This window comes from Cypionkella sp. (assembly GCF_034376685.1).
Lineage (GTDB): Bacteria > Pseudomonadota > Alphaproteobacteria > Rhodobacterales > Rhodobacteraceae > Cypionkella.
Window position 1 is genome coordinate 1 of record NZ_JAXMJJ010000116.1, and the last position, 12006, is coordinate 12006.

At 57.6% G+C, this 12006-nt stretch carries 10 protein-coding genes; 7 read left to right on the forward strand and 3 right to left on the reverse strand.

Annotation, left to right across the window (positions count from 1 at the left end; all coding sequences use genetic code 11):
• From U1A24_RS21415 to U1A24_RS21425, 3 genes are all read left to right on the forward strand, one after another.
• Positions 1-1129 (forward strand): ATP-binding protein (locus U1A24_RS21415; protein ID WP_322324014.1); only part of this gene is annotated, 1129 nt, incomplete at its 5' end.
• Between the two features lie 154 nt (positions 1130-1283).
• Positions 1284-1700 (forward strand): response regulator, encoded by a 417-nt coding sequence (locus tag U1A24_RS21420; protein ID WP_322324015.1) that lies wholly within the window; start codon positions 1284-1286, stop codon positions 1698-1700.
• Between the two features lie 72 nt (positions 1701-1772).
• Positions 1773-4187, forward strand: a complete 2415-nt coding sequence (locus U1A24_RS21425) for an ATP-binding protein (RefSeq protein ID WP_322324016.1) — start codon at positions 1773-1775, stop codon at positions 4185-4187.
• A 9-nt stretch (positions 4188-4196) separates the two neighbouring features.
• Here the strand turns inward: U1A24_RS21425 and U1A24_RS21430 are convergent, their stop codons facing one another.
• Together U1A24_RS21430 and U1A24_RS21435 are read right to left on the reverse strand one after the other, a co-directional pair.
• Positions 4197-4571 carry an Hpt domain-containing protein gene (locus U1A24_RS21430; RefSeq protein WP_322324017.1) on the reverse strand — a complete coding sequence of 125 codons (375 nt, stop codon included), beginning with the start codon at positions 4569-4571 and terminating at the stop codon, positions 4197-4199.
• A complete protein-coding gene (locus U1A24_RS21435; protein ID WP_322324018.1) occupies positions 4568-5668 on the reverse strand; it encodes a response regulator in 1101 nt (366 codons plus the stop codon). Before U1A24_RS21435 ends, U1A24_RS21430 begins: the two co-directional genes overlap by 4 nt.
• Positions 5669-5933: 265 nt before the next feature.
• Between U1A24_RS21435 and rimP the strand changes: the two genes are divergently transcribed.
• Genes rimP through infB form a run of 4 tightly spaced genes read left to right on the forward strand, consistent with a single transcriptional unit; the run spans position 5934 to position 11437 of the window.
• Positions 5934-6539 (forward strand): ribosome maturation factor RimP, encoded by a 606-nt coding sequence (gene rimP / locus U1A24_RS21440; RefSeq protein ID WP_322324019.1) that lies wholly within the window; start codon positions 5934-5936, stop codon positions 6537-6539.
• 14 nt (positions 6540-6553) lie between these two features.
• Positions 6554-8164 (forward strand): transcription termination factor NusA, encoded by a 1611-nt coding sequence (gene nusA / locus U1A24_RS21445; protein WP_322324020.1) that lies wholly within the window; start codon positions 6554-6556, stop codon positions 8162-8164.
• Positions 8165-8186: 22 nt separating this feature from the next.
• Positions 8187-8822: an RNA-binding protein gene (locus U1A24_RS21450; RefSeq protein ID WP_322324021.1), complete on the forward strand. Its 636-nt coding sequence runs from the start codon at positions 8187-8189 to the stop codon at positions 8820-8822.
• Positions 8823-8827: 5 nt separating this feature from the next.
• Positions 8828-11437, forward strand: coding sequence for a translation initiation factor IF-2 (gene infB / locus U1A24_RS21455; RefSeq protein WP_322324022.1), 2610 nt, complete (start codon positions 8828-8830; stop codon positions 11435-11437).
• A 134-nt stretch (positions 11438-11571) separates the two neighbouring features.
• On the opposite strand, the gene U1A24_RS21460 is transcribed toward infB, so the two are convergent.
• A complete protein-coding gene (locus U1A24_RS21460) occupies positions 11572-11712 on the reverse strand; it encodes a hypothetical protein (protein ID WP_322324023.1) in 141 nt (46 codons plus the stop codon).
• Positions 11713-12006 lie beyond the last annotated feature (294 nt).

A 12006-nucleotide genomic window follows, 5' to 3' on the forward strand; every position in this document is an offset into this window, starting at 1 on the left:
GAAATCGACCTTCCTTGCCAATATGAGCCATGAGATCAGGACACCCCTGAATGGGGTGCTGGGCATGGCAGAGGTTCTGGCTGATATTGTTGAAGAGCCCTTGCAGCGCCAGATGGTCGATACGATCCGCAAATCCGGCGAAACTTTGCTGACCGTGCTGAATGGTATCCTCGACATGTCGAAGATAGAGGCTGGCAAGATGGTGGTGGAGTCAGCTCCCTTCGTGCCGTTGGACCTGATCCGCCAAGCAGAATCGATTTACACGATTGCGGCTGAAGAAAAAGGGGTGGCGTTCGAGGTTTTGGCAACGGCTGGCTGCGACATGCCGCGTTTGGGCGATGCACATCGGTTGATGCAGATCCTGAATAATCTTCTGAACAATGCTTTCAAGTTTACAGAAAGCGGCAAGGTGACGCTGAAATTCGCTTGCCGGATCGGCAAGCCAATTCAGATCGAAGTTTCGGATACCGGGATCGGCATCGAGCCGTCCCAGGTTTCTCGGTTGTTCGAGAGCTTTGAGCAGGCGGACGACAGCATGACTCGCCGGTTCGGGGGCACAGGGTTGGGGTTGTCGATTGTGCGGCAGCTTGTGACCTTGATGGGTGGAACGATCACGGCGGAAAGCACGCCGAAGCAAGGCGCGATGTTCCGGATCATCTTGCCGCTGCCCGAAGCCGAGCATCTGCCGTCAGCACAGGTGCGGGCGAAAGAGAACGATCTGCGCGAAAACGCTTTGGTTGGCCTGCGGCTGCTGTGCGCAGATGACAACGAAACCAATCGACTGGTGTTGTCAGAAATGTTGGCCAGAACCGGCGCGGTTGTAACGCAGGTTGAAAACGGCCGGGAAGCGGTTGAGGCATGGGTTGCGGCGCTGGATAGGAACGAGCCCTTTGCTTTGCTGCTGCTGGACATCACCATGCCGGTGCTGGACGGCATGAGCGCATTGGCGGAAATACGCGACATCGAATCGCTACGCGACTTGCCTACGGTTTCGGCAATCGCAGTGACAGCGCATGCGATGCCCTCGCAGATTGCGGATTACCTTATCGGTGGATTTGACAGCCATCTGGCCAAGCCGTTCCGGCGACTTGATCTTTTGCACGCAATACACAGCCTTTTGCAGCTGTGACCGGCCTGAACACAACCCCTGATTGCTAAGCACATGTAATACTTGGCAAATAGGCCAATCGAACGGTATCTCGCCATTTTTCTGGCAAAAGTTTACGCGATTCAGTCTATAGGGGAGCGATGTATTGTTTGCTCCAAGTGACGGGTTCACCCAAATGACAGAAGCTTCCCCACCGGCCAAATTCCAAATCTTGTTGGCCGAAGACGATAAGGTCAATCAAAGCATCGTTCAGGCGTTCCTTTTTGGCGTGGACATGGAGCTGACGATTGCCTCGGACGGGCGAGAGGCTTTGGAGGCTGCGCTGACGCATCGGTTCGACCTGATGATCGTGGACCAGAACATGCCTTTCATCACCGGAGATCGGGTCATCCGGCATTTGCGTGCCGGACGGTCGATAAATGCCGCGACGCCGGTGATCAGATTTACCGCCGATGCGGATTTTCAGCCATTTGACATGAAGACCGTCGCGTCGTCACTCGAAGTTACGCTGCCAAAACCTCTCAGCCGACAGGACCTCGTTTCGACGGTCAGCGCGTTGTTGGGTGGCGCTTTGTCTCAGGGCGTAGCTTAAGCCAACATTTGCTTGACAGTGGCGGGCCATCGTGTGGACCTGTACTAAAAAGAGCGAATGAAAAGGCTGAATGTGAGCACAGCAGAAGACGAAGGCACGGACGGTGTCGGCGCTGGTTTCACCGGAACCGAAGCTGAAGAAATGGCCGCTGGAACGCGGGTTCAGATCGAAGCGCTTCAGATGCTTGAACAAGGCGTGGTGATCTATGATGCCGATGACAAGTTCATTTACTGCAACCAAAGTTATCGCGATTTCTATCCGCTGATCGCGCCTGCACTGGTTCCCGGTCAACCATTTCGGGATATTCTGTACTATGCCGTCACGCATGGCCAACTGGTTGAAGCAGAAGATTGCGAAGATGAGTGGGTTGCCAACCGTCTCGCCCAGCGGCGCAAGGGCGGAAGCGGGATGGAACGTACTCTGCTTGATGGCCGTCGCCTGCGCGTCGAAGAACGAATTTTGCCAGACGGCGCACTGCTAGAGGTCCACTCTGACGTCACCAAACAATTTCTGGCCGAACAGAAGATGCGCAATCTGATCGCGGGCGCCGAGATTTGCACTTGGGAATGGAACGTCACCACCCGCGAACACCGCGTCAACGAATATTGGGCCGCGCTGCTGGGATACCGTCTTGAAGAGCTGAGCCCCGTCACCTTTGATACCTGGCGGCAAAGAGTTCACCCGGATGATCTTGAAGCCACCGAGGCTTTGTTCAACAATTTGTTCAGTGATCCCCATTTTGTCTACAAAGCCGAGTATCGCCTGTGCCACAAGCAGGGCCATTGGATTTGGGTGCTGGATACCGGGCGGGCGCTGCGTTGGGCCGCCGACGGAACACCTGCGCTGATCACCGGTGTGCAGGTCGATATCAGCGCGCAAAGGGCGCGTGAAGCCGCGCTGACGGCTGTGAAAGCAGAGCTTGAACGGTCTATTTCCGAGCGTGCCAAAGTCGAACAGCGCCTGATTGATATTGCCGCCGTCTCAGACGGCTGGTTGTGGGAAATGGACAACGACAGACGCTTTGTTTTCGTCTTGGACGGAGCGTCTTTCGATGACGGCGGTGTGCCAAAGGAAGGCTTGATGGGTAAAACTCAGGAGGAGTGGCTGCAAGCGAACCCCGATATGTATGCGGGGATCGACTGGGACATCATGCTGACCGCTCTGAACACCAATCAACCGTTCCGGGATTTCGTCTATCGCGCCCCGAAATCGACCGATGGCATCGTGCGCTGGCGTCGGATGAGTGGCGCACCGATCTTTGACGCGGCCGGAGCATTCACCGGCTTTCGCGGAGTCGGGTCCGATGTGACACAGCTGTATTTGGCGAAAGCGCATGCCGAAGAAGCCAGCCGGACAAAATCGAAGTTCCTTGCCAATATGAGCCACGAGATCCGCACCCCGCTCAACGGGGTTCTGGGCATGGCTGAGCTGTTGGAATCGTCTCTGCAGCAACCTGATCAAAAACGCATGATTGGCACAATCCGTCGCTCGGGCGAGGCATTGTTGAATATCCTCAATGATATTCTGGACATGTCAAAGATCGAGGCTGGCAAGATAGAGTTTGAAGAACTTCCGTTCAGCCCGCTTGAACTGGCCAAAAGAATTGAAGATCAGTACGAATTGCGCGCAGACGAAAAAGGGCTGGCGTTTGAAGTACTGGTTGGCTCGGGAGCAGAAATACTGCGCATTGGCGACCCTCATCGCGTTCAACAGGTGCTGCACAATCTTGTCAGCAACGCGATCAAATTCACTGATCGCGGCGAGGTCACCGTCAAGCTTAGCGGGCGCGCCGCGATGCCATTGGTCATCGAGGTGCGAGATACGGGGATCGGCATGACCCCGGAACAAGTGCTGCGGCTGCATGATGAGTTCAGCCAAGCCGACAGTTCTGTGACCCGGCGTTTCGGCGGAACCGGTTTGGGCATGGCAATAACGCAGTCACTTGTCGAACGGATGGGCGGCACAATCAAAGTCGACTCTGAACGCGGCCGGGGCACGACGATAACAGTCTCGCTGCCTTTACCTACCAGCGCGGCGATTGCGGCTCGTGCACCCTTGGCCGAGGAGCCGATTGGCCTGACAGGACTTCGGCTGTTGGCCGCTGACGACAATCTAACGAACTGCGCTGTGTTGGAAATGATGCTGTCCAGACTGGGTGCAGAGGTGACGATTGTGAACGATGGCGCGCAAGCGGTGCAGGCTTGGGGAAAAGGCCGATTTGACGCCATCTTGCTGGATATTGCGATGCCCGTCATGGACGGACCGACGGCATTGCTGCGGATTCGCGCGCTTGAAGAAGCCCAGGGCACCCCGCCCGTGCCGATTATTGCGGTCACTGCCAATGTAATGGCACATCAGGTTGCTGACTATCTGTCGTGGGGGTTTGACAGCTGTGTTGCCAAACCGATCAGCTCAGTTGATCTGTCGCTGGCGATCGGGGCTTTGGTGGGCTCGGCCCCAAGATCAGATCCTAACAAAAGATCCTAAAATAGGACGTCAATCGTCCAGCAGCGCTTCCATTTCGACCAGAAGCGTCTCTAACAACGGGTCTACCACCCGGCGCAGATATTCTGGATCGGCGAATTTTGCTGGGTTTTCCGTGATCGAGCGGTCCAAGGCACTTGCAAGTTGCCCTGTTCTGGTGAAACCCAGAGTTGCGCCTACCCCGGCGATCTTATGGGCAATATCAGCGACCTTCACCATCTCAAGCTGAGGGGATTCGCTGGTCTCAGCAAGCCTGCGATAGGCCTCGAACGCCATAATGCGTTCGATGATAAGTTCACGAAACAGCGCTCGGGCAGGCTCAAGCACAGCAGCCAACTCGCTTTCGGCAGCCGAAGCTGCACCGTCATAAAAGTGCAGCCTGCTCATGCAGCATTCCACCACGACCTGCTTTTGGCCTCTTGGCGCGATTGAGCAACCGTTACAGCATTCTCAAGGATGCTGGTGGGATTGAAGAGCCCGAAAAACGAGGCGCGCACCAGCGGCCCGACATTCACCTGTGGTAGAGGCAAGCGATCCGCCGCGTAGAAGCTTGCGAAATCTTCCACCCCAAGCCGCACCAGCATCTGCAAATCCTCTGGATCAGTGGAAGGATTGGCCGACAAGACAGCCACGAAGTTGCCGCTTCCGGCATAGGCGATCATCATCTGCTCAGACTTCGTGGCATCGGTGATCGCCGAGGCAACATCGCCCAGCATATTCACGAAGCCCGAAGCTGTGGCTTTTCTGTAAAACAGGCTGGCATTCTGCACCGAGAATCCAATCGCTGCCGTGGCGTACATCTGCTTGTTGCCCAGCATCAAAAGATAGTTCTGCAGCGCGAGATAGTCGATACCGCGATCAAAGCCCGGAATAGGGAAGGGTGTTTCAAAATCTACATTGATCGAAACAGCGTCGTCGCGCTGATCGAATTTGCGTTCAAGTGCTGCGGCGAGGCGGCGCTCGTTCAGCAGATGATCAACCATGCCAAGGCGCGCCTTAAGATCAACAGGATCAAGAGGCTTGGTGATGTAGTCGGTCGCACCTGCCAAAAACGCGTCGTCGATGAAACGCTTGCCGGTCATCGCCGTAATCATGACGATCGGCGTCCGCCGATAGGCAGGAATGCTGCGCACCTGCCTGCACAACTCCACGCCGCTCATCCCCGGCATCTGGATATCAAACAACAGACAGTCGAACTCCTCGGTCTCAAGGCTGAGTTTTGCCAAAGCCTCTGCACCCGATTGCGCGATGGTTACATCATCCTTCCCCAAAGCTGCCAGCATGGGACGCAAGACACCAAGGAAGATCGGATCATCGTCTACCGCAAGGAGTTTCATTATTATCCCTTTCGCCATGTGCCTTCGGGTTGAGTCGCACGCCGATGACGGCTTTTTTACAACCTGTGGTAGGACGTTAGGAATGAATTTTGTCAAATCTCGGGCAAAAAGGTTAACGAGCCAAATATTGCCAACAAAAAAAGCCAAAACTTCATAGAACGAGATTCCTGTTGTTGCCGCCCTTGGGTCGCCCGGAAATTAACGTTGGATCATATCTGCCCTGTTAACTCTGTGGGTGGGCCACGCGCCTGCCAACACGCGCGTGGCTCAAGGCGCTTCACACTATAGATGCGGCTTGCATTGTGCGGGGGATCGGCCTATATCCCCTGCAACAGCTGCTTCCGGGTCCAAACCTGAAGCTACCGATCGTCACACGCGGGCCTGTTGGCCCGTTTTTTGTTTTTGGAACATCATGTCTGATCTGATTGCCAAAACCGCTATGGATCGCCGCCTCGCCGATATCGTCACCCCGGTGATCGAAGGCCTCGGCTTTGAACTGGTGCGGATTCGTTTGATGGGCGGGGCGACCCGCACATTGCAAATCATGGCCGACCGTCCTGAGGGCGGTATTGAGGTGGATGACTGCGGCGAAATCTCGACCGCGGTTTCCGCTGTGCTGGACGTGGAAGACCCGATTGAGGAGAACTTCGTGCTTGAAGTATCCTCGCCGGGGATCGACCGGCCGCTGACCCGTCTCAAGGATTTTGAGATGTGGAAGGGCTGGGAAACCCGCGTGGAAACCACCGAACTGATCGACGGACGCCGCCGCTTCAAAGGCACTTTGGCCGGGGTTGAGGGCGAGGAAGTGCTGATCGAGATTGAAGAACCGACTGGCACCGTCACCATCGGCTTGCAGTTTGAATGGCTGGCCGATGCCAAGCTGATCCTGACCGATGAGCTGATCACCGAAATGCTGCGGCAGAAGAAAGCCAGCGGCGTGATCGACGAATCAGCCTTTGACGAAATTGAAACCTCTGAGGGCGACGAAGAAGACGCTCCAGAACCCACCAAACACTAAGCGGGAGAATTCCGATGGCGATTACCTCTGCCAACCAGCTTGAGCTGCTGCAAACCGCCGAAGCGGTGGCGCGCGAAAAGATGATTGATCCCGAGCTGGTCATTCAGGCGATGGAAGACAGCCTCGCGCGGGCCGCGAAGTCGCGCTACGGCGCGGATATGGACATCCGGGTGAAGATTGACCGCAAGACCGGGCGCGCGACCTTTGCGCGGATTCGGACGGTGGTTGAGGATGATGGCGTCGAGAATCACCACGCGCAGTTGACGGTGAAGCAGGCGAAAGATCACCTGAAGGACCCGGCGGTTGGCGATGAGATCATCGACGAAGTGCCGCCCGTGGACTTGGGCCGGATCGCGGCGCAGTCGGCCAAGCAGGTGATCTTGCAGAAGGTCCGTGAAGCCGAGCGTGACCGTCAGTTTGAAGAATTCAAAGACCGCAAGGGCACGATCATCAACGGTCAGGTCAAGCGCGAGGAATACGGCAATATCATCGTCGATATTGGCCGGGGCGAAGCGATTTTGCGCCGCAACGAGAAGATCGGGCGTGAGTCGTATCGCCCGAACGACCGGATCCGCTGCTACATCAAGGACGTGCGCCGCGAAGCGCGTGGTCCGCAGGTGTTCCTGAGCCGGACCGATCCGCAGTTCATGGCGGAACTGTTCAAGATGGAAGTGCCTGAGATTTACGATGGCATCATCGAGATCAAAGCTGTTGCGCGGGATCCGGGGTCGCGCGCGAAGATTGCCGTGATCAGCTATGACAACTCGATTGATCCGGTCGGCGCTTGCGTGGGTATGCGCGGCTCTCGGGTGCAGGCGGTTGTGAACGAATTGCAGGGCGAGAAAATCGACATCATTCCGTGGAATGCCGATCAGGCGACCTTCCTGGTGAACGCGTTGCAGCCGGCGGAAGTGTCGAAAGTTGTGATCGACGATGACGCGGGCAAGATCGAAGTTGTGGTGCCGGATGAGCAACTGTCTTTGGCGATTGGTCGCCGTGGTCAGAACGTGCGTCTGGCCAGCCAGTTGACCGGCTTGGACATTGATATCGTGACGGAATCCGACGAATCCGCACGCCGTCAGGCTGAATTTGCCGAGCGCACCAAGCTGTTCATGGAATCGTTGGATATCGATGAGATGATGGCGCAGTTGCTTGTTGCCGAAGGCTTCACCAACCTGGAAGAAGTCGCCTATGTCGAGGCGGACGAGCTGCTGTCGATTGACGGCTTCGATGAAGGCACCGCAGGCGAGTTGCAGACACGGGCGCGCGAATATCTGGAAGCGGTCAACACCAAGGCGATGGAAGCCGCGCGGGCGTTGGGTGTCGAGGATTCACTGGTTGAATTTGAAGGCCTCACTCCCCAAATGTTGGAGGCGCTGGCGAAGGACGGCATCAAGACGCTGGAAGACTTCGCGACCTGTGCCGACTGGGAGTTGGCGGGCGGTTGGACCACGGAAAATGGTCAGCGCAAGAAGGATGAGGGCGTTCTGGAGAAGTTTGACGTTTCGCTGGAAGAGGCGCAGACTTTGGTGATGACCGCCCGCGTGATGCTGGGCTGGGTTGACCCGACCGAATTGGCCTCGGCCACGGAAGTGGTCGACGAAGACGAGGAGGCCGAGGCCTGATCGTAGGCCTCGGGGGATTACCGTGACACGCGGTGGCCGGGAAAATCTGCAAGACGACCCGGAACGCAAGTGCATTGCGACTGGGGAAGTTCAGCCGAAAGCGGGTCTGATCCGCTTTTGTCTGGGGCCGGAAGATATGATCGTGCCGGATATTCTGGCACGGTTGCCGGGCCGGGGCTTTTATGTCTCGGCAGATCGGGCGGCGATTGAGAAAGCGGCGAAGAAGGGTTTGTTCTCTCGTGCCGCACGCCAACCGGTGAAGGTGCCGGAGGATCTGGCCGATCTGGTGGAAGCGCTGCTGTTGCGGCGGGTGGTTGATCTGATCAGTTTGGCGCGCAAGGCCAGCGGGGCCGTGATGGGCTATGAGAAGGTCAAGGAATGGCTGCAAAAGGACAAGGTGCGGGTGCTTCTGCAAGCCGCCGACGGGTCTGAACGCGGCAAGACAAAGCTGCGCGCGCCGGATGGCGAGGGGTCGTATATCGGCTTTTTGTCAGCGGAGGAATTGGGTTTGGCTTTCGGGCGCGAACGTGCGATACACGCCGCGCTTGCGGCTGGTGGACTCACAGCGCGTGTTGTAGAGGAAGCGGCAAGGCTGGCTGGGTTGCGTGGGCAAACCGTTCAGCAGGATGGCGATGAGATCGCCTTGAAGGATACGTAGGACGCATGAGCGATACAGACGGCAAAAAACCCCTCGGCCTGGGTGGCGCACCTCGTTCCGGTCAGGTGAAGCAAAGCTTCTCCCATGGCCGCACGAAGAGCGTTGTGGTTGAGACCAAGCGCAAGCGCGTGGTCGTGCCGGTGGCGGCTGCCAAGCCGGGAACGCCCGGCGCTGCGGCTGCTTCAGGCAGCGCGGCACATCTGGGTGATCCCTCGAAACGCCCCGCAGGCATTTCTGATGCCGAGATGGAACGTCGTCTGGCGGCCTTGCGCGTTGCCAAAGCGCGCGAAGCCGAAGACGCGGCCCGCCGTGCGGAAGATGACAAGGCCCGCGACGAAGAGCGTGCCCGTAAACGCGAAGAAGCCGAAACCAAGGAACGCGAAGAGCGTGAGCGGCTGGCGGCTGCCAAAGCCAAGGCCGACGAAGAAGAGCGCCTGCGCGTCGAAGCCGCGGCTGAGGCTGTGGCGAAAGCCGCTGCCCGCAAGGCCGATGTGCTTGGCACCTCGCGTCGTCAACCGGCTGCACCGGAAAAACCCGCCGATGCCGCGCCGTCTGCGCGTGGCGAGCGGGCTGACCGCAATGCCCCTGCTGCGGCACCGACCGCAGCGGAGACTGCTGCCCGCGCACCAATGGGGGCCAAGCCCGCTTTGGCCGTGCGCAAGGTTGACCGGGATCGTGAAGAGCGCGAGCGCAATGCCAAAGCCAAGACCGATGACGGTCGCCGCACTGGCAAGCTGACGCTGAATGATGCGCTGGCAGGCGAGGGCGGTCGCACCCGCTCGATGGCTGCGATGAAGCGCAAGCAGGAAAAAGCCCGTCAGAAAGCGATGGGCGTCGGCAAACCCGAGAAGCAATTCCGCGACGTGCAGTTGCCAGAAACCATCACGGTTTCTGAACTGGCGAACCGGATGACCGAACGTGCGGCAGATGTTGTCAAAAGCCTGATGAAAATGGGCATGATGGTGACGATGAACCAAGCCATCGACGCCGATACCGCTGAACTTGTGATCGAAGAATTCGGCCACAAAGCGGTGCGTGTGTCGGATGCTGACGTGGAACAAGCGATTGAGTTGGTTGCGGATGCCGAAGGCACCCGGATCACCCGGCCGCCGATTGTCACCATCATGGGTCACGTTGACCACGGCAAAACTTCGCTGCTGGATGCGATCCGCAAGGCGAATGTGGTGTCGGGCGAAGCTGGTGGCATTACCCAGCACATCGGCGCCTATCAGGTGACGACCGAAAAGGGTCAGGTTCTGACCTTCCTCGACACGCCTGGTCACGCGGCCTTTACCTCGATGCGTTCGCGCGGGGCTCAGGTGACGGATATTGTCGTGCTGGTGGTTGCGGCGGATGACGCTGTGATGCCGCAAACAATTGAGGCGATTGCCCATGCGAAAGCGGCGAAAGTGCCGATGATCGTGGCGATCAACAAGGTCGACAAATACGGCGCGGACCCGATGAAGGTGCGCACCGATCTGCTGCAACACGAGATCGTGGTGGAGCAGATGTCGGGCGACGTGCAGGACGTGGAAGTTTCGGCCAAGACCGGACAAGGCATTGACGAACTGCTGGAAGCCATTGCTTTGCAGGCTGAAATTCTGGAACTGCGCGCCAACCCGAACCGGGCTGCTGCGGGTGCTGTGATTGAAGCGAAACTTGACGTTGGCCGTGGCCCGATTGCGACGGTTCTGGTGCAGAACGGCACCCTGCGCAAAGGCGACATCTTTGTCGTCGGCGAGCAGTGGGGCAAAGTGCGCGCCTTGATCAACGACAAGGGCGAGCGGATTGACGAAGCTGGCCCCTCGGTTCCGGTGGAAGTGTTGGGTCTGTCGGGGACGCCCTCGGCTGGTGACACGCTGAACGTGGTGGAAACCGAAGCGCAGGCGCGGGAAATCGCGACCTACCGTGAGAACGTCACCAAGGACAAACGTGCGGCGGCTGGTGCTGCGACGACGCTGGAACAGCTGATGGCGAAAGCCAAGGCGGATCAGTCGGTTGCGGAACTGCCGGTGTTGGTGAAAGCCGACGTGCAGGGTTCTGCGGAAGCCATCGTGCAGGCCTTGGAAAAGGTCGGCAACGACGAGGTGCGCGTGCGCGTGCTGTCTTATGGCGTGGGTGCTATCACCGATACCGACGTGATGTTGGCGGAAGCCAGCAAATGCCCGATCATCGGCTTCAACGTCCGGGCGAATGCCTCGGCGCGGAACTCGGCGCATCAGAAGGGCGTGGAAATCCGCTATTACTCGATCATTTATGATCTGGTGGATGACATCAAGGCGGCGGCTTCGGGCTTGCTGAAAGCCGAGATCCGCGAAACCTTCATCGGTTATGCGACGATCAAGGAAGTCTTCAAGGTTACCGGCATCGGCCAGGTTGCTGGCTGCTTGGTTACCGAAGGCGTGGCACGTCGTTCGGCGGGCGTGCGCTTGCTGCGGGATAACGTGGTGATCCATGAAGGCACGCTGAAGACGCTGAAGCGCTTCAAAGACGAGGTGAAGGAAGTCATCTCGGGTCAGGAATGCGGTATGGCGTTCGAGCGTTATGACGATGTGCGCGCTGGCGATGTCATCGAGATCTTTGAGCGTGAAGAAATTCAGCGCACTTTGGCTTGATCTAGATCGTGTTGCGTTCGGATGACTTAATTCATTCGAACGCAACACGATCATAGGTTCCCCGGAAACGGGGCACCGCACCAAATAGAAAAGGCCGGGGAAACCCGGCCTTTTTCTTTACGCTGTTGCTGGATTTAAGAGGATTTGGCGCGGTTCACCGGATAGCCCACGAAGGTTTTCTCATCAACCTTCACCATGATCTTGCCATCAGCCAACTGGCCGACCAGCAGACCTTGAATAGAAACGCAGCTTCCAACAGAAATCGTTCGTAGCATGTGCCAATCCCCCAATCAGCGGTTATTTGCCTAAGACTAGGGGTGATTCGTTTAAATTCCCACTACAATTTCGCCAGATTCGCGGAAAAGTTGTGGAATTTTCGGGCTGAGTCTAAAGCGTATTGCGTTCATTCGCATTCACACTGCCCCCGAACGCGTTTGCAAGAGCAATCGCTGCCTCGGGAGGCAGAGTGAATACGTCTATCCAATCAAACGCAACACGCTATAGCCAATCCCGCAGGATCGGGATCAGAGGCAGGTCAGCCGGGGGCATCGGATAGTCGCGCAGGTTTT

Bases quoted from the DNA above. Each gene is read 5' to 3' on its own strand.
- U1A24_RS21420 (WP_322324015.1), top strand. From the start codon at position 1,284: ATGACAGAAGCTTCCCCACCGGCCAAATTCCAAATCTTGTTGGCCGAA.
- U1A24_RS21430 (WP_322324017.1), bottom strand. From the start codon at position 4,571: ATGAGCAGGCTGCACTTTTATGACGGTGCAGCTTCGGCTGCCGAAAGC.
- rimP (WP_322324019.1), top strand. From the start codon at position 5,934: ATGTCTGATCTGATTGCCAAAACCGCTATGGATCGCCGCCTCGCCGAT.
- nusA (WP_322324020.1), top strand. From the start codon at position 6,554: ATGGCGATTACCTCTGCCAACCAGCTTGAGCTGCTGCAAACCGCCGAA.
- infB (WP_322324022.1), top strand. From the start codon at position 8,828: ATGAGCGATACAGACGGCAAAAAACCCCTCGGCCTGGGTGGCGCACCT.
- U1A24_RS21460 (WP_322324023.1), bottom strand. From the start codon at position 11,712: ATGCTACGAACGATTTCTGTTGGAAGCTGCGTTTCTATTCAAGGTCTG.